This window comes from Mycolicibacterium sp. ND9-15 (assembly GCF_035918395.1).
Taxonomy (GTDB): domain Bacteria; phylum Actinomycetota; class Actinomycetes; order Mycobacteriales; family Mycobacteriaceae; genus Mycobacterium.
Window position 1 is genome coordinate 2,412,998 of sequence record NZ_CP142362.1, and the last position, 17,952, is coordinate 2,430,949.

Annotated in this window: 10 protein-coding genes and 1 tRNA gene; 3 read left to right on the forward strand and 8 right to left on the reverse strand. The window is 65.1% G+C overall.

Annotated elements, in window-relative coordinates; translation table 11 throughout:
• Positions 1–16: 16 nt before the first annotated feature.
• Positions 17–703, forward strand: coding sequence for an aminodeoxychorismate/anthranilate synthase component II (locus tag QGN32_RS11795; protein ID WP_326548735.1), 687 nt, complete (start codon positions 17–19; stop codon positions 701–703).
• On the opposite strand, the gene pknB is transcribed toward QGN32_RS11795, so the two are convergent.
• The 7 genes from pknB to QGN32_RS11830 form a co-directional block, all read right to left on the reverse strand.
• Positions 681–2,558, reverse strand: a complete 1,878-nt coding sequence (pknB, locus tag QGN32_RS11800) for a Stk1 family PASTA domain-containing Ser/Thr kinase (protein WP_326548736.1) — start codon at positions 2,556–2,558, stop codon at positions 681–683. The genes QGN32_RS11795 and pknB overlap by 23 nt on opposite strands.
• Positions 2,555–3,898 (reverse strand): protein kinase domain-containing protein, encoded by a 1,344-nt coding sequence (locus tag QGN32_RS11805; protein ID WP_326548737.1) that lies wholly within the window; start codon positions 3,896–3,898, stop codon positions 2,555–2,557. The genes pknB and QGN32_RS11805 overlap by 4 nt, the downstream gene beginning before the upstream one ends.
• Positions 3,895–5,370, reverse strand: a complete 1,476-nt coding sequence (pbpA, locus tag QGN32_RS11810; RefSeq protein ID WP_326548738.1) for a D,D-transpeptidase PbpA — start codon at positions 5,368–5,370, stop codon at positions 3,895–3,897. Before pbpA ends, QGN32_RS11805 begins: the two co-directional genes overlap by 4 nt.
• On the reverse strand, positions 5,367–6,779 hold the full coding sequence (locus QGN32_RS11815; RefSeq protein WP_326548739.1) for an FtsW/RodA/SpoVE family cell cycle protein: 1,413 nt from the start codon (positions 6,777–6,779) through the stop codon (positions 5,367–5,369). Before QGN32_RS11815 ends, pbpA begins: the two co-directional genes overlap by 4 nt.
• On the reverse strand, positions 6,776–8,317 hold the full coding sequence (locus tag QGN32_RS11820) for a PP2C family protein-serine/threonine phosphatase (RefSeq protein WP_326548740.1): 1,542 nt from the start codon (positions 8,315–8,317) through the stop codon (positions 6,776–6,778). The genes QGN32_RS11815 and QGN32_RS11820 overlap by 4 nt, the downstream gene beginning before the upstream one ends.
• Positions 8,314–8,781: an FHA domain-containing protein FhaB/FipA gene (locus QGN32_RS11825; RefSeq protein WP_326548741.1), complete on the reverse strand. Its 468-nt coding sequence runs from the start codon at positions 8,779–8,781 to the stop codon at positions 8,314–8,316. Before QGN32_RS11825 ends, QGN32_RS11820 begins: the two co-directional genes overlap by 4 nt.
• Before the next feature lie 142 nt (positions 8,782–8,923).
• On the reverse strand, positions 8,924–10,339 hold the full coding sequence (locus tag QGN32_RS11830; protein ID WP_326548742.1) for an FhaA domain-containing protein: 1,416 nt from the start codon (positions 10,337–10,339) through the stop codon (positions 8,924–8,926).
• A gap of 257 nt (positions 10,340–10,596) precedes the next feature.
• Between QGN32_RS11830 and QGN32_RS11835 the strand changes: the two genes are divergently transcribed.
• Positions 10,597–10,679, forward strand: a tRNA-Leu gene (locus QGN32_RS11835).
• A 329-nt stretch (positions 10,680–11,008) separates the two neighbouring features.
• Entirely contained in the window at positions 11,009–12,691 is a 1,683-nt protein-coding gene (locus QGN32_RS11840; protein WP_326548743.1) for a DUF262 domain-containing protein, read from the forward strand.
• Here QGN32_RS11840 and QGN32_RS11845 read toward each other — a convergent pair.
• On the reverse strand, positions 12,669–17,690 hold the full coding sequence (locus QGN32_RS11845) for a DEAD/DEAH box helicase (RefSeq protein ID WP_326548744.1): 5,022 nt from the start codon (positions 17,688–17,690) through the stop codon (positions 12,669–12,671). The two genes, QGN32_RS11840 and QGN32_RS11845, sit on opposite strands and share 23 nt — an antisense overlap.
• Between the last annotated feature and the right edge of the window lie 262 nt (positions 17,691–17,952).

Below are 17,952 nucleotides of genomic sequence, written 5' to 3' on the forward strand. Positions count from 1 at the left end.
TCGGTAACCTTGCCTGATGCAGGTCTTGGTCGTCGACAACTACGACAGCTTCGTGTTCAACCTGGTCCAGTACCTGGGTCAGCTCGGGGTGCATGCGCAGGTATGGCGCAACGACGACGACCGCCTGGCCACCGACGCCGACGTCGCCAAGGCCGCCGCCGAGTTCGACGGTGTGCTGCTGTCCCCCGGGCCGGGTACCCCCGAGCGGGCAGGTGCGTCGATCCCCCTCGTCAAGGCGTGTGCGGCGGCGGCGATCCCGCTGTTGGGAGTGTGCCTTGGCCACCAGGCGATCGGCGTGGCGTTCGGCGGCACCGTGGACCGCGCGCCCGAACTGCTGCACGGTAAGACCAGTGTCGTCCACCACACCAATTCCGGTGTGCTGCAGGGACTTCCGAATCCCTTCACCGCAACCAGGTATCACTCGCTGACCATCCTGCCCGAGACGGTGCCTGCCGAGCTGGAGGTGATCGCACGCACCGAGGGCGGCGTCATCATGGCGGTGCGACACATCGAGTTGCCGATCCACGGCGTGCAGTTCCATCCGGAATCGATCCTCACCGAAGGCGGGCACCGCATGCTCGCCAACTGGCTCGGCTACTGCGGCGCGGCACCCGCGGAGTCCCTGGTCCGGCAACTGGAAGACGAGGTGGCCAGTGCCATCCAGGTCGGCCACGGGGACGCTACGACGCGAAACTCAGCGTGATCGTGGAGCCGTAGTTCACCGCGCTGCCCGGCGACGGGCTCTGGGTCACTACCGCATTGGTGCGCTGCCCGCTGTCTCGTACGTCGGCGCCCTTGTCGAGGGAGCCTGTCCATCCCAGCGCCCGCAGCCGCGGTTCCGCGTCCGTCCAGAACATGCCGCGCAAATCGGGCATCAGGAACTGGTTACAGGCCGACAGCTGTAGCTGGATCGGGCTGTCGAGCAGGGATTCCTGTCCGGCGGTCGGCAACGTTCCGATGACCTGTCCGCAGGGCTCGGGGCTGTCGGCCTGGACCGACACCACGTTGGTGAACCCGGCGGCGGTCAGGATCTGTCGGGCCGGCGCCTCGGTCTGATTCTTGACGTCGGGTATCGAACGGCTGGCCGGCCCCGAGCCCAGCACGATGGTGATCTCGTTGGTGATCGCCGAAGTCTGGTTCGCCGGCGGATTGGTGCCGAGCACCTTGTCCTTCAGTTCCGGTGTCGACGGGGACGACGACGGCTTGAACTTCTCGAAGCCGGCTTCGGCCAGCTTCTTCGTCGCCTCCGGGTAGGTCAGGTTCTTGACGTCCGGAATCTCGCGCTGCTCCGGCCCAGTAGAGACGTTGAGCGTGATCTCCTCGCCCGCCTCGACCGCCGTATCGGCGGCGGGATCGGTGCTGATGACGTGGTCGGGCGGCACGATCGAGTCCGGCCGCTGCTGGGTGCGTGTCTTGAACCCACGGTTCTGCAACTCGGCGACCGCGTCCGCGGACGGCTGCCCGCTGACGTTGGGCACCTCCACGTTGCGGGGGCTCCCGCCGAACATGTTGATCGCGATTGTGACCACGACGGTGAGGATGGCCAGGACTGCCACCGCGGCCAGCCACCGACCAACCGAGCCGCGGCGCTCCTGGTCGGCGTACTCGGCGGGCTGCGGCGCGGGCATGGGCTCGATCGGTTCGGTGCGCTCATGGCTCGGCGGCGCCGACAGTAGCGAGTTGCGTTCGGCGTCCGTGAACACCTTCGGGGCATCCGGCTGCTCACCGCTGTGCACGCGCACCAGATCGGCGCGCATCTCCGCGGCGCTCTGGTAGCGGTTATCGGGATTCTTCGCCAAAGATTTGAGCACCACCGCGTCCAGCTCGGGGCTGATGGCCCGGTTGCGCCGCGACGGCGGTGTCGCGTCTTCGCGGACATGCTGATAGGCCACGGCCACAGGGGAGTCACCGATGAAAGGTGGCTCGCCCGTGAGGATCTCGTACAGTACGCAGCCCAGCGAGTAGACGTCGGAACGAGCGTCGACCTTTTCGCCGCGGGCCTGCTCGGGCGACAGGTACTGCGCGGTGCCGATCACCGCGGCGGTCTGCGTGACGCTGTTGGCGTCGGCCAGCGCGCGGGCGATACCGAAGTCCATCACCTTCACCGCGCCGGTCTTGCTGATCATGATGTTGGCCGGTTTGACATCGCGGTGGATGATGCCGTGCTGGTGGCTGAAGTTCAGCGCCTGGCACGCGTCGGCGATCACCTCGATGGCCCGGCGCGGTTCCATCGGGCCGTCGCTGTGGACGATGTCGCGCAACGTCACGCCGTCGACGTACTCCATGACGATGTAGGGCAGCGGACCGGTCGGTGTCTCGGCCTCGCCGGTGTCGTAGACCGCGACGATCGCGGGGTGGTTGAGCGCCGCGGCGTTCTGGGCCTCGCGACGGAACCGGAGATAGAAGCTCGGATCGCGGGCGAGGTCGGCACGCAGCACCTTGATCGCGACGTCGCGGTGCAGGCGCGTGTCGCGTGCGAGATGGACTTCGGACATGCCGCCGAAGCCGAGGATCTCGCCGAGCTCATAGCGATCGGACAGGTGTTGCGGGGTCGTCATTGCGATGTCTGTTCTGAAGCCGAGAGTCGCTGGTACGGCTCTTGTGCCGGGGACGACGGCGGCGCCAGCGCCAGTGCCGGTGCCGCAATCGCCTGCGGTGTGGTCACCCCCGATTGTTCCCCACCACCGTCGGCACCCCCACGGATGGGCTGATCGGGGAGCGCGGCGGGAGACGCGTAGGGAGTGGTTTCGGTGATGGTGTTGGTGATCGTCGGTGGCGGTAGCTGCCGGTCTTGGCGGTCCTGTGCGTTGAGCACGATCAGGACCGCGATGATGATCGCCAGTGCCCCCAACACACCCGCGGCCCACAGCAGTGCGCGCTGACCCGATGAGAACGTGCGCCGCGTCGGTGGCGGTCGGTGGCTGCCGCTCGTCGACCGGGGGCGCGCGGTGGTGGTCGCCGTGCGGCCCGTCATATCGGCGGCGGCGCGGGCCTGGGTGGCCGACGGCACGGCGGTCGGTGCGGCCCGGCCGATCGAGGGTGCGGCGTTCGGCCGTGGTGGGCGCCGGCCCGAACGCACCGCGGCGACCGCATCGGCGAACGCCCCGCCGGAGCGATACCGCATACCCGGGTTCTTCACCAGAGTGATCTCGATCAGCTCGCGCACGTTGGGCGGCAGATCGGCGGGCAGCGGGGGCGGCGTCTCCTTGATGTGTTTCATTGCCACCGTCAGCGCACCGTCGCCGGTGAACGGACGCTTGCCCGAAACCGATTCGTAGCCAACGACTCCCAACGCGTACACGTCGCTCGCCGCGGTCGCGTCGTGGCCCAGCGCCTGCTCGGGTGCGATGTACTGCGCGGTGCCCATCACCATTCCGGTCTGTGTGACCGGCGCGGCGTCGACGGCCTTGGCGATGCCGAAGTCGGTGAGCTTCACCTGACCCGTCGGGGTGATCAGGATGTTGCCCGGCTTGACGTCGCGGTGCACCAGGCCCGCGCTGTGGGCGACCTGAAGAGCGCGGCCCGTCTGCTCGAGCATGTCGAGCGCATGGCGCAGCGACAGCCGACCGGTCCGTTTGAGCACAGAGTTCAGCGGTTCGCCGTTGACCAGTTCCATCACCAGGTAGGCGGTGCGGCCCTCGCCGTCCATGTCCGTCTCGCCGTAGTCGTACACGCTGGCTATGCCGGGGTGGTTGAGCATCGCCACGGTGCGCGCCTCAGCGCGGAACCGCTCGACGAACTCGGGGTCGGTGGAGTACTCGGCCTTGAGCACCTTGACTGCCACCCGCCGACCCAGCCGGGAGTCCACGGCCTCCCAGACTTGACCCATGCCACCGGTGGCGATCAACCGCTGCAGCCGGTAGCGACCGGACAGCGTCACTCCCACCCGGGCCGTCACGAGCCCTCCCGCAGGGCTGCCGCGATCGTCGCCCGGCCGATCGGCGCGGCCAACTCGCCGCCGGTGGCCGACAGCCGATTACCGCCGTTCTCGACCAGCACCGCCACCGCGACTTTGGGGGCCTGAGCCGGAGCGAAGGCGATGTACCAGGCATGCGGAGGGGTGTTGCGCGGATCGGTGCCGTGCTCCGCTGTGCCGGTCTTCGATGCGATCTGCACGCCGGCGATGGCTCCCTTCTGCTGAGTCACCTGCTCGGCGGCGACCATCAAGTCCGTAAGTGTATCCGCGACCTGCTGCGACACCGCCCGGCGCTCTTCCTGCGGAGCCGTCGTCGCGATGTTCGCGAGGTCGGGTCCCTTCAGGCTATCGACCAGGTATGGGCGCATCGCCACTCCGTTGTTGGCGATGGCCGCGGCGATCTGTGCGTTCTGCAGGGGGGTGAGTGCGACGTCCTTCTGACCGATGCTCGACATCCCCAGCGCAGCGGCGTCGGCGATGGGGCCGACGCGGGACTCGACGACCTGGAGCGGGATCGTCGGCGCAGTTGCGTCGAGGCCGAATGCGCGGGCCGTCGAGCGCAGTGCATCGGCACCGGTGTCGAGGCCCAACTCGACGAACGCGGTGTTGCACGACCGCGCGAAGGCCTCCCGCAACGACGTGGTGGGCGCACCGCCGCAGGCTGTGCCACCGTAGTTCTCCAGCGTTGCGGTGCTGTCGGGCAGCGGGATTCGCGGTTGGGAGGTGAGCTGGGTGTTCACCGTCGCACCCCGTTGCAGTGCCGCCGCGGTGGCGACCACCTTGAAGGTCGACCCCGGCGGGTACGTCTCGGAGATCGCCCGGTTCAGCAGCGGCGACTCGGGGTCGTCGCGCAGTCGCTGCCAGGCGGCGGTCTGCGCGGCCATGTCGTGGGTGGCCAGCAGGTTCGGGTCATAGGACGGCGACGAGACCATCGCCAGGATCTTCCCCGTCGACGGTTCGATGGCCACCACCGAGCCCTTGCAGGGGCCGTCGCAGCCGTCTTCCATCGCGTCCCAGGCCGCCTGCTGAACCTGCGGCTTGATCGTGGTGTCGACGTTTCCGCCCCGCGGGTCGCGCCCGGTGAAGAAGTCGGCGAGGCGGCGGCCGAACAACCGCTCGTCGGAGCCGTTGAGAATGCCGTCCTCCGCGCGTTCCAGGCCGCTGCTCGAGTACTGCAGCGAGTAGAAGCCCGTGACCGGGGCGTACGCCAGCGGATTCGGATACACCCGCAGGAAGCGGAACCGGCCGTTGGTCGACACCGAGTAGGCCAGCAACTGGCCGCCCGCGGAGATCTGGCCTCGTTGCCGGGAATACTCGTCGAGCAGCACGCGCTGGTTGCGGGGGTCCGAACGCAGCCCGTCGGCGGTGAACACCTGCGTCAGGGTGGCGTTGCCCAGCAGGAGCACGATCAGTGCCATGACCGTGACGGCGATGCGGCGCAGTGACGTGTTCATACTTTCTCGATCACCTCGGTGCTGGCCGCGGCGATCGGCGTCGGGGTCTGGGGGCCGGTGACGATGGGGCGCCGCGCGGCGTGCGAGATGCGCACCAGGACCGCCAGCAGCACGTAGTTCGCCAGCAGCGAGGACCCGCCGTAGGACATCCACGGTGTGGTCAATCCGGTCAGCGGAATCAGCTTGGTGACGCCGCCGACGACGATGAACAACTGCAGCGCCAACGTCGAGGCCAGGCCCGCGGCCAGGAGTTTGCCGAAGCTGTCACGCACGGCGATTGCGGTGCGCAGGCCGCGGATGATCACGATCGTGTACAGCATCAGCACCGCCGCCAGGCCGACGAGCCCGAGCTCCTCGCCGACGGCGGCGATGATGAAGTCGGTTGACGCGGCGGGCACGGTGCCGGGCTGGCCGTTGCCGAGGCCGGTGCCGAAGATCCCTCCGGTCGCGAAGCTGAACAGCGACTGCACCATCTGATAGCCCGCCCCATCGGGGTCGGCGAACGGATCCAGCCAGGTCTGCACACGGACGCGGACGTGGTCGAAAAGGTGATATGCGACAACGCTTCCCGCAGCGAACAGGGCTAGACCGATGACAACCCAACTGATCCGGTCGGTGGCCGCGTAGACCAGCACGAGGAAAGACGCGTACAGCAACAGTGATGTGCCGAGGTCCTTTTCGAAGATCATCACCCCGACCGAGGCGATCCACGCGGCCAGCAGCGGGGCGAGGTCGCGGGGGCGGGGGAGATCCATGCCGAGGATGTGCTTGCCCGCGCTGGTGAAGACGTCGCGCTTGGAGACAAGCACCGCGGCGAAGAAGATCAGCAGCAGGATCTTGGAGAACTCCGCGGGCTGAATCGAGAAGCCCGGCAACCGGATCCAGATCTTGGCACCGTTCTGCTCGGACATCGAGCGTGGCAGCATGGCCGGGATGGCCAGCAGGATCAGGCCGGTGAGCCCGCAGACGTAGCCGTAGCGGGCCAGCAGTCGGTGGTCGCGCAGGAAGATCACGATGAGCGAGAACCCGATGACTCCGAGGAGGGTCCACAGCATCTGCTGGTTGGCAGTGCCGCCGAGCCCGTCCTGGGTCAGCTCGCCGGAAGCGAGGTCGAGGCGGTGAATCATCACCAGCCCCAACCCATTCAGTAGCGCGACGACCGGAAGCAGCAATGGGTCGGCGTACGGAGCGAAGCGGCGCACAGCGAGGTGCGCACCGCTGAACAGCGCCAGGTATGCGACGGTGTAGCGCGCGAGATCCCAGTGCAGGCCGTGCTCCTGGTTGGCCTCGACGAGCAGCAGCGCGAGAGTGGTGATGACGGCGGCGAAGCCGAGCAGGAGTAGTTCGGCGTTTCGCCGGTTGGGAAGTGGCGGCGTCACGGCGACCGCGGACTGCGGTTGGGTGGTCATGACACTTCCCGGCAATTGATTCCGGGCTCGGGCGGCGGCGGAGGCAGCGCGGTGATGGTCGGCGGGGGCGGCGGCGGTTTGGGTGTCGGCGACTCGGGTAGCGGTCTCGGCGTCGGGGAGGCCGGTGGCTGCGTCACCGTCCGTGGCGTTTCCGGTGCCGGAGTTGCGGTTTCAGCGCGCGTTGGCGAATTGTTCGGTACGCCGGGGGAGTTCGAGGGCACCGGGCTGTGTGGCGCGGCACTGGTGCGCGGCGCCGGCGGCGGCGGTGGCGGCGCGCAGATCGGGAGCAGGGAATCCCGTGCCAGCTGGTTGATCTGGTTGATCGCCTGATCCTCGGAGCCCGTCGGCAGACCGGCGAGGACCTGGCGTTGTTCGGACGGCTTGAGATCGCGCACGCGGAAGATCTGGCAGTCGCGTGGTTGCTGGCCCGGACTGATGAGGTTGAGGCCGTTGCGTTCGGTCAGGCAGCCCTGTCGGTACGGCTCCTGCAGCGGGTACCCGAGGATCGATCCCGGCACACCCCGCATGATCGACACGGTGTCGTCGTGGGCGGCTACGTAGTAGTTGCTGCGGATGATCTCGCGTCCGATGGCCAATGCGGCCAACACGACCAGAACCACAAGGACGGCGGCGATGAACATTCGCCGCCGCGACTTCGGCGGTCGCGGCGGTTCCTCGGGTTCCGGTAGAACGCGTCTGGCTTCGTTGCGTCGCGGGTTGAACGCCGACGCGCGACCGGCGGCGGTGTTGGGCGGCGGTTGGTCGTCGTCGCCCGAGACCGCACCTGCCAGGATCGGTTGGGTCTGTCCGTAGTCGTAGTCGCTGTTGTCGATGACGTCGGCCACCACGACGGTGACGTTGTCGGGTCCGCCGCCGCGAAGGGCCAATTCGATGAGGCGGTCGGCGCTTTCGGCGACATCGGAGATCTGCAGCGCCTCGAGGATGGTTTCGTGACTGACCGGGTCGGAGAGCCCGTCGGAGCACAGCAGGTAGCGGTCGCCCACGCGGGCTTCCCGCATGATCAGCGTGGGCTCCACCTCGTGGCCGGTCAACGCGCGCATGATCAACGACCGCTGGGGATGGCTGTGCGCCTCCTCCGCCGTGATGCGGCCCTCGTCGACGAGCGTCTGGACGAACGTGTCGTCCTTGGTGATCTGGGTCAGCTCGCCGTCGCGCAACAGGTAACCGCGCGAGTCGCCGATGTGCACCAGGCCGAGTCGATTGCCCGCGAACAGGATTGCGGTCAAGGTCGTCCCCATGCCCTCGAGCTCGGGGTCGGCCTCGACGTGCGCGGCGATCGCCGAGTTGCCCTCGCGCACCGCGGCGTCGAGCTTGCTGAGCACATCGCCGCCAGGCTCGTCGTCGTCGAGGTGGGCCAGCGCGGCGATCACCAGTTGGGAGGCCACTTCACCCGCGGCGTGGCCGCCCATGCCGTCGGCGAGCGCGAGCAGTCGCGCACCGGCGTAAACGGAGTCCTCGTTGTTCGCCCGGACCAGGCCGCGGTCGCTGCGTGCGGCGTATCGAAGCACCAGTGTCACGGGCGCAACTCGATTACCGTTTTGCCGATCCGAACCGGCGTGCCCATCGGAACGCGTACCGCGGTCGTCACCTTCGCCCTGTCGAGGTATGTGCCGTTGGTCGATCCTAGGTCTTCGACATACCATTCCGGACCTCGAGGCGACAGCCTGGCGTGCCGCGTCGAGGCATAGTCGTCGGTGAGCACCAGCGTCGAGTCGTCGGCCCGTCCGATCAGCACCGGCTGGCTGCCCAGCGTGATACGGGTCCCCGCCAGCGCGCCCTCGATGACCACCAGATGCCGGGCCACGTTACGACGGCCCCGGTTGGGCAGCAGCGAGGCCCGCAGCGGTAGCCCACGGCGCACCATGACCGAACCGGTGGGGGCGTAGAGATCCGTCCGCAGAATCCTCAGCACGGACCAGATGAACAGCCAGAGCAGCAACAGGAATCCGACACGCGTCAGTTGCAGCACCAACCCCTGCATCTGACGTCCTCTCCGTCTCCGTCCCGTTCAGTCGCGTCGGCGCCACGCAGCCAGCCTCGGCACCGTCACGATACTTGGACGGTTACCGACAGGAGCGGGAAGCGACCAGCTTCACCGTCTCGGCCGCGGCCGGCCTCGATGCTCAGTGCACGCGGACGATGATCTCGGAGTGACCCAGCCGGATCACGTCGCCGTCGGCGAGCTGCCACTCCTGGACCGGCGCGTTGTTCACGGTAGTTCCGTTGGTGGAGTTCAGATCGGACAGCAGCGCGACCTGCCCGTCCCAGCGGATCTCCAGATGGCGCCGGGACACCCCGGTGTCGGGCAGCCGGAACTGCGCGTCCTGGCCACGGCCGATCACGTTGGTGCCCTCGCGCAGCTGGTAGGTCCGGCCGCTGCCGTCGTCGAGTTGCAGCGTGACGGTCGCGGCGGCCGCGCCGTAGTCGCCCTGGCCGTAACCACCGCCGTAGCCGGCCGGCTGACCGTAGTCGTAACCGCCGCCGGCGGGCTCGGCGTAGCCCGGTTCGGCGTATCCGGCGCCAGGGGCGTCACCGTAGCGGCCGTAATCCGGCGGAGCGCCATAACCCTGGTCCTGCCGGCCGTAGGGCTGGCCGCCGTAACCGCCTTGGTCGGGGTAGCCGCCCTGGTCCGGGTAGCCGCCCTGGTCGGGGTACGCGGGCCGTGGCTCGGGCCGGCCGTAGCCGCTGTCCTCATGCCGACTCGGCGCCGGCGGACGGCCGTAGTCGTAATCGCCGGCGGGGCCGCCGCCATAGCCGGGCTGTCCGCCCTGTGGCGGACCGTAGCCGCCGGGAGCCTGCCGGTAGCCCTGATCGGGATAGCCGGCTTGTGGGGGCGGGCCGTATCCACCGGTCGGCGGCCGCTGTTCGTACGACGGTGGCGGGTAGCCGCCTTGGTCGGGGTAGCCGCCTTGGTCGGGGTAGCCGCTCTGGCGCGGCGGGTAGGGCTCGCTCTGAGGCGGGTAGCCGCCCTGATCGGGCGGGGGATACTGGCCGCGGTCGTCCTGGCGGCCGTACCGCTCGTCGTAGTGCTCGTCGTAGTGATCGTCGGCGGGCCGCCCCGGCCCCTGGCCGCCGCGGTAGGTGGGGTTGTCGCTCATCGGTGGTACTCCTGATTCTGCGAGGGACGCACGTTCTCGAGGTGGTGGGGCGGGTTCGCCAGTGGTCGAGTCAGGATTGACCGCTCCACGCGCGCGAAACTGTCCGGTGTGCAGGGTGGATAATTGTTCGAATCTGACAACAACATCACCATACGTTTGCCACCCTTGCTCACGGATGTATCCCTCCAAGTGTTTGGCGAAAGTCGCTGACGTGAGGTCGGGGTCGGCGCTCACCTTCTGGTAGTCAGGCACACTGAGGGTAATAACGTAGTCGTTCGGCGCCAAAACCTGGCCGCTGAGCACTTCCCGGGCACCGGTGTCGGCTTCCCGCCGGAGCATCGCCTCGACTTCCTGCGGGACGATCGAGCCGCCGAACACCCGGGCGAATGCGTCACCGACCGTCGACTCGAGCTTGCGCTCGATGCGGTCGACTAGACCCATGTCACCGCCCGCCTCACTCGTCGTCGTTCGAAGACCCTGCTCATGGCACGGGTACCAGCGTGTCGCCTGGCCACAATGCTCATGTGCATGGTATCGGCCGAGCGCCGTGCTGCGGGACCAACAGAATTCTGAGAATCGAATCGATGCAGTTCAGAGACCTTTGTCACGATCGTCGGTCGCGTGCGAGCGGGGCTGGTCGGGCAGCCGGTACCGTTGAGGAGCGGGGTGCCTGACGTGCTAGGCTTCCCCGGTTGTTGGGGCGAGTGGCGGAATGGCAGACGCGCTGGCTTCAGGTGCCAGTGTCCTTCGGGACGTGGGGGTTCAAGTCCCCCTTCGCCCACAAAGAGGAGTTCGACGAACTCCGACGCATGAGGTCACGAACCAGAAATGGTTCGTGACCTTTGTGTTTTGGTGGGGCTAGACCACACCAGTGCGACCTCGGTCGCTTTGGGACCGGATTGTCCAAGTCCCGACGGAGTCGAGGCGGACTTGGCAGGGGAGAAGTTGCTGATCGACCCGCGAACCAGACGCACGATCCCAGATTCGCGGCGTGTCATCTAGGGTCGTGCTTCACGGGTTCCAATACGCACGCGGGGGCGAGATTTGTCGTACGAAACTGCAAAGGCCGTCGAACACGTCCTCCGGCAGATCCACGCTCGGAATTACCTCATGCCTGCCATCCAGAGGGAGTTCGTGTGGGGTCCGCGCCAAATCGTGAAGCTCGTCGACAGCCTCATGCGGGGATACCCAGTCGGCTCGTTCCTGTTCTGGAAGGTGGAGCCGCATACAGCCGCCGACTACACGTTCTACGAATTCCTTACGAGGTACCACGAGCGAGATCATCCATTTGCGCAGAAGGCCTCGGTTCCGTCTGGGCAGGGAATCACCGCGATCCTGGACGGACAGCAGCGGTTGACAGCTCTGAACATCGCGCTTTACGGAACTTACGCGGACAAGAAGAAGGGAGCCTGGTGGAACAGCACCAACGCGTTCCCGGATCGTCGGCTGTACCTGAATCTTGCAGAGGACCCTCCCGAGGAAGAGCTCGGGCTGAAGTATGACCTCCAGTTCTTGACGGACGAAGATGCCAAAGCGTCTACGGGCGAGCCGGACAGGTGGTTCAAAGTCGGTGATGTCCTGAAGTTGGAGGATGATGCGGTCGGCTTCATCGATGTCATCAAGGCCCGTGGAATCGTCGATGACCGCGAGGGTGTGCGGCGCTTGGCCACACTCCGCAAGGCAATTCGTACAAGCCCCGTCCTCAATTACTTCGAGGTCACGGACCAGGATCCTGACAACGTGCTCGAGATCTTCGTTCGGGTGAATAGTGGTGGCACACAGCTGTCCTCGTCCGACTTGTTGCTCTCGATGGCGACCAATCAATGGAAGGACCTGGACGCACGTGAAGAGGTGCGGGACCTCGTGCGTGAGCTCAACAGCAATGGGCGGGATTTCAACTTCTCGAAGGACCTCGTCCTTAAGACGGCACTCGCGATCGCCGACGTCGATCTTCGCTTCAAGCTCACGAACTTCACCACAGAAAACATGGCGAAGGTTGAGAGCATGTGGGCCTCGATTGAAGACGCCCTCGTTCGGGCTGCATCCCTGCTGAAAAGCTTCGGATACACCGATCGAAATCTGACCGCCGACAGCGTTCTTCTCCCGATCGCGTTTTATCTTCACACCCGGGGTGTTTCAGACACCTACCTGACCTCTTCGAAGGACGCGGACGATCGGCTTGCAATCCAGCGATGGGTGGCGCGTTCTCTAATCAAGAGAGGTATCTGGGGTTCTGGTCTGGACACGGTTCTTGGACGGATACGAGAGGTGCTGAAAACCGCGTCTGCGGAGGGCTTTCCGGTTGCCGACGTCGAGAGGGAGATGGCTGCAGTTGGGAAATCCTTGGCGTTCGATGCGACTGAGATCGACGACCTGCTCGCCCTGGAATACGGCAAACCGCGCTCCTTCACCGTGCTCTCGATTCTGTATCCCGGGCTCGACTTGAGTAACGAGTTCCACGAGGATCACATCTTCCCGAAATCGCGCTTCAGCAAGGCAAAGTTGAATGCTCAGGGGATTCCGAGCGAGAAGATCAGTGAGTATCTGAGCTCCTTCAACCTACTGCCTAACCTGCAACTTCTTGCGGGAGTTCCCAACGTCGAAAAGCGGGCGTCAATACCAGCGGATTGGGTGGCGTCCGACCGTGTCTTTCCGACGGAAGCCCGGAGGAAAACGTACGTCGACGCCAACGATCTCGCCGGACTCCCACTAGAAATGGATTCCTTCTTGGACTTCTTCGATGCGCGCAAATTGCGAATGCGTGAGCGACTCAAGCGGGAGTTGGGGGTGTAGAGCTCGGCGCAGACCCAAGGCTGTCCACAATTCTCATCGTCTCGACTGCGACCGTGGTGACTTTGGCGATGAGGTCAACAATATATCGAGGGTCTTCGTGCTCGTCGCACCAGTCATTCGGGTCGTTGATGAGGCCGGACGCCTTATCTGTCCTAATCTGGTATCGGTCGATGATCCAAGCCAGCGCCGAACGGGAGCCAATCATGTACCGCTCAGCGGCCTCGGGGATGTCTGCGATGGTCACCTTCTGGTTGTAAATTAGCTGAGTGACGTCGTCGACGCTCTTGCCAGTCGACGGGTCCTTCTTTTTCGCCCACCTCATCTTCTTGTCCGTCACACGCCAGGTTTGAGGGTTCTGATGATCCGCGCCGGGCTTGAGCTGTACGTCAACGGGGAACGGCGAGGCGGACTCGTAGTTGACGTGGAGATCACTAAGCGCTCTGCCGGCAGCGCCGATCTGATCGAAGCGCTCCCGCGACTCGGGGATGATGATGTGCGGCAGCATCTTCTTAAGGTCTGCCGCGAAGGTCTCACGATAATGCGGGTCGTGTAAGAGTCCGTAGACGTAGAAGAAGATGTCGTCTTTGGTGACCTGATCGCCGATCGTATCCCGGAACAACCCGAGCAATTCGCCGGTGATGTTGTCCACGCGGCGGTAGCCGTGCTCGTCAATCTCCTCCAACCCGTGGGGCCCGGTAATGAGGTCGAGCGCGGGAGCCCCCACGCTTTTAGCCGCAACCTTTTCGTAAGTCCAACGCGGGAAGAACTGGCCGCCGCTGCCTGCTCCCGTAAGGTGCAGATCGGGGATTCGGTTCACCATGAGTACGGAGAACGGGACGGCCGATCCGAATCCGACGACATACATCCCGATGTTCTGATGATGGGCGGTCGGGAAGATTCGATCCAGAGTCCCCCTACGGTGAATCAGTGTCGGACCAAAGTACGCATGCTGGGCGAAAAACGGACGGTACATGCTCCGTTGGAACGCCTCCTCGACCGTCGACTTCTTAAGGCGCGCGAGCTGCTGCTTGAGGCTGGATGACCATTTGAGATAGCTGGCAGCGGTCGTTTCGGGATGCTCGCTGAGGTACTTATCGGCATCCGCCTCGTCCAACTTGGTCAAGCCGCGCTTTGCGGAATAGTCAGCGAAGCGATCGACTTCGTCGTTGTAGTGAGCGACGAACTGCTCAATCGACCGCCGTAACTTTTCCGCGGAAGAGTTGTAAATCCACAAGTCGCGGCTTGTGTTGAGCCCCAACGAATGAACCGAGAACACCTTGGTCACGCCTGCCGCCGGCTTCTTGTCCCCGATGACTGGCAACGCCGCGAAGTCGCCGCTTCGCTGATGTACCCAATCTCCATGTTCGTTCGGTGTAATTACCTGCCATTCAACCGTTTCAAGGTCGCCTCCCGCGACGATCTCCAGCTTCTGCTCGCGGGTCAGATAGTCGCCGACGTCGCGATAGAGGATTCTGCATGGTTCGCTGTTGGCGGGGTCCTTCACTCCGATGAGGATCGCGACGGTGCTGCGGCTCCCGGAACCGAACACCTTGCCGCCCTCCTTGCGGGACAGCTCGCCGGCGGTGCGCTGGTTGCCTCGGAGGTTGTAGACGTAGATCCGGCTGTACTCGCCAGCGAGGGTCAGGCGAATGCCGTCGGCGGTGTTACCGTCGATCCATCCGCCATTGGAGACGAACGCCACGACCCCGTGATCACCAACTCGATCGGTTGCCCACCGGAACGCCCGCAGGTAGGAGTCGTAGAGGGTCCGCTGCGTCTTTGCCGTCGACAGCTTTGCGTACGTGTCCGCGATCCGCTTGTCTAGGGTGGGGTAAGCCATATTGGCGTTCAAGTCGTTGGCTGATTCTTGACCCACAGAGTACGGGGGGTTCCCGACGATTACGTGGATCGGTGCGGCCAGCTGCCTCACGATCCGAGAATTGTTCTGCGGGAATATCTCCGCATCCATCGAGTCGTCGTCTTCGGTCATCTGAAAGGTGTCGGTCAATACGATGCCCTCAAACGGGCTGTACTCCGCTTCAGTAGCAAGTGCGTGGTACGTGGTCTCAATGTTCACCGCGGCGATGTAGTACGCAAGCAGCATAATCTCGTTGGCGTGCAACTCGTTTGCGTACTTGCGGGCCAAGTCTTCTGGCCGGACGAGACCCGACTGCATCAGTCGGGTGATGAAGGTGCCCGTCCCGGTAAACGGATCGAGGATGTGAACTGCATCGTCAGTGAGGCCGCGACCGAATGCTTCCCGGGATGCCTGGTCGGCGGCACGGAGGATGAAGTCAACGATCTCGACGGGGGTGTAGACGATGCCCAGCGCCTCGGCCTGCTTCGCGAACCCCACTTTGAAGAACTTCTCGTACAGCTCAGCTATCACCTGCTGCTTTCCGTCCGCGGTGGTGACCTCCGAGGCGCGGATCCGCACCGAGTCGTAAAAGCCTTTAAGGTGTTCGGTCTCCGCCTCCAGACCGGCCCCGCCGAGCTGTTCGACCATCGTCTGCATCGTGCGTGACACGGGGTTATGGGCGGCGAACTCGTGGCCGGCAAACAACGCGTCGAATACCGGCGCAGTGATCAGGTGCTGGGCGAGCATCGAAATCGCATCATCGCGAGTGATGGAGTCGTTGAGGTTGTCACGCAAGCCCTGTAGGAACTTGTCGAATGCCGTTCCCACCTTGGGATCGGCGCCATCGAGGAGCGCTCTGATGCGCGTTATCAGTGCCGCGGCGATGTCGGCGACGTCCTTGGCCCAGTCCTCCCAGTAGGAGCGGGTGCCAACCTTGTCCACGATGCGGGTGTAGATCGCCTCCTGCCACTCCGACAGGGAGAACAACGCCATCTGAGACGCCAGGCCACCACCGCCAGATCCGTGGCCGTCAGCAACACCGGCCGGAGGGTCCCCGGGGGCAGTCACTGTGGATGTTGAGCTGGCAGCTGCGAGCGTCTCCGGGTTGTCGGTGGTGGGGCCGATGTGTGCACCGAGCAGCCGGTCCGAACCGCGGCCGGTGACTGCGCCGGGGTTCGCGGCGTTCAAGGCGATCGAGTTCACCATGGCGTTGAACCGGTCATCGTGAGCGCGGAGGGCGTTGAGGACCTGCCACACGACCTTGAAGCGGCGGTTATCGCCGAGGGCCTGTGACGGCGAGATTCCGGCTGGGACGGCGACTGGCAAGATGATGTACCCGTAGTCCTTATCAGGGGCCTTACGCATCACGCGACCGACGGATTGGACGACATCGACGACGCTGTTGCGCGGGTGCAGAAACATCACCGCGTCAAGTGCGGGGACGTCCACGCCCTCTGACAGACACCGCGCGTTGGACAGGATTCGGCACTCGCTCTCCGGCAGCGGGGCCTTGAGCCACTGCAACTCGCGGTTGCGTTCCAGGGCGTTGAAGGTGCCGTCGACGTGGCGGACCTGCACAGCGAGTTCGAGGTTCGTTTCGTTGATGCCGACGCCGTCGTTTTGGCTATCGGTGAGCATTTCGCGGTATGCGTCAACGACTTTCGGGAATAGCTCGGCAACCTTCTTGGAGGCGGCGATGTCTTTGGCGAAGGCAACCGCCCGGCGCATCGGGGCCTCGCCGGGCACGAAGCCCTGTCCATCGGGGGTCTTGCCGGCGCGCTTGGCTAGACCGTTCCAGCAGCCGACGATCTTCGTGGCGTCGTCGAGGCGAAGCTCGCCGTCACCACCAGCGAGCTGGGTCTGCAGGGGAGCGGCCACCATTTCCTCATCCACGGTGAGGACGAGGACCTTGTAGTCGGTGAGGAGGCCGCGCTCAACCGCCTCGCCGAAGGACAGGCGGTGGAACTCGGGGCCGAACTTTGTCTCGTCGTCCATCGACGTGATCTCGGCGGAATGCTCGTCGGCCTTCGCCTTGACGGTCTCGTCGTAGATTCGCGGTGTGGCCGTCATGTACAGGCGGCGGTCAGCGTGCAGGTAGGCGGCGTCGTGAACCTTCATAAAGTTCGACTCGTCGACACCTTCCAAGGTCACGCCGGTGGTGCGGTGCGCCTCGTCGCAGATCACAAGATCGAATGGAGCTACCCCGAGGTCCTGGGCGTCGGCGACGACCGGCAGCGACTGGTAGGTGGTGAACACCACCGTCAGGCCCTTCGCACGCTTGCGGTGCTCCATCTCGTGCACCAGCTTCGCGGCGTTCGTTGTCACCGGGATCGCCACGTCGTACGTGTTGATGTCCTCCGCTGCGCGGGACACCTTTGTGTCCGAGCAGACGGCAAAGGCTCGCAGGTCGAACTGAGTCTGGGCGGTCCACTCTCGCAACGTCTGGCTCAGCAGCGATATCGACGGCACTGCGAACAGAATGCGGGCGCTGCCGCCCTTCTCGGCCGCCGTGCGCTCCGCGATTTTCAACGCGGTGAAGGTCTTCCCGGTGCCGCAGGCCATGATCAACTTGCCGCGGTCGTTGCCGGCGGCAAACCCGTCGAAGACCTTGTCGATCGCCGTTGCCTGATGCGGGCGAGGTTCGTGACGGGTCGCCTCAGAGACGTCGATCCGCAAGTCACCGTCAACCCATGCGATATCCCAGTCGATCGGCGAGTCCGCGATCTCAGCCAGGCCGATCCGCTGCACCGGCACGGACTGATCCTCGAGAGCGTCCTCAGCGTTGCGGCCCCACCGGTCGGTGGTCGAGATGATGATCCGGTTGGTGAACGGGTTCTTGCCCGACGCGGTGAAGAACGAGTCGATGTCCTCTTTGCGGAGCTGGTGTGTCGGCTCGTAGAACTTGCACTGGATCGCTGTGTACTCACCGCTGTCGCGTTCGCGGGCAACGAGGTCGATGCCGGTGTCGGGTTTGCCCTTCCGGCCGGGCCAGTCGATCCACCGCCACACCTCGTCGTACTGCTGCGACAGCAGTGGGTCCAGGTCGAAATAGCGCACCATCAGCTTCTCGAACTTCGTGCCCCGCTCCGAGTTCGATGGGGCTTCGCGGAACGCCTCCATCACCTCGTGGATCGAACCCATGTACATACCCCCTGCATCGATCTCGTGAGCCCTGAGAGTAGGCGTGTGGGGCGGTGACGTCTGTCGGTACGCGCGTGTCACGCGTGCTGTTCTCCGCGTAGCTACCTCGCCGCCGTGACAGACACGATTGTTCAGGGTCCTCAGCGGGCACGGTCGAGGCCGTCGGGAAGGGTGAGCGGTGACCTGTATGGCGGATCGGAAGTGAACCGGCTCATGGCCAGGTGAAGTTCACGACCGACTTGGTGAGGGGCAGACGAAGTGA

Excerpts from the sequence above, each read along its gene's own strand:
- QGN32_RS11795 (WP_326548735.1), top strand. The coding sequence starts at position 17 with ATGCAGGTCTTGGTCGTCGACAACTACGACAGCTTCGTGTTCAACCTG.
- pknB (WP_326548736.1), bottom strand. The coding sequence starts at position 2,558 with ATGACGACCCCGCAACACCTGTCCGATCGCTATGAGCTCGGCGAGATC.
- pbpA (WP_326548738.1), bottom strand. The coding sequence starts at position 5,370 with ATGAACACGTCACTGCGCCGCATCGCCGTCACGGTCATGGCACTGATC.
- QGN32_RS11815 (WP_326548739.1), bottom strand. The coding sequence starts at position 6,779 with ATGACCACCCAACCGCAGTCCGCGGTCGCCGTGACGCCGCCACTTCCC.
- QGN32_RS11825 (WP_326548741.1), bottom strand. The coding sequence starts at position 8,781 with ATGCAGGGGTTGGTGCTGCAACTGACGCGTGTCGGATTCCTGTTGCTG.
- QGN32_RS11830 (WP_326548742.1), bottom strand. The coding sequence starts at position 10,339 with ATGGGTCTAGTCGACCGCATCGAGCGCAAGCTCGAGTCGACGGTCGGT.
- QGN32_RS11840 (WP_326548743.1), top strand. The coding sequence starts at position 11,009 with ATGCCTGCCATCCAGAGGGAGTTCGTGTGGGGTCCGCGCCAAATCGTG.
- QGN32_RS11845 (WP_326548744.1), bottom strand. The coding sequence starts at position 17,690 with ATGGGTTCGATCCACGAGGTGATGGAGGCGTTCCGCGAAGCCCCATCG.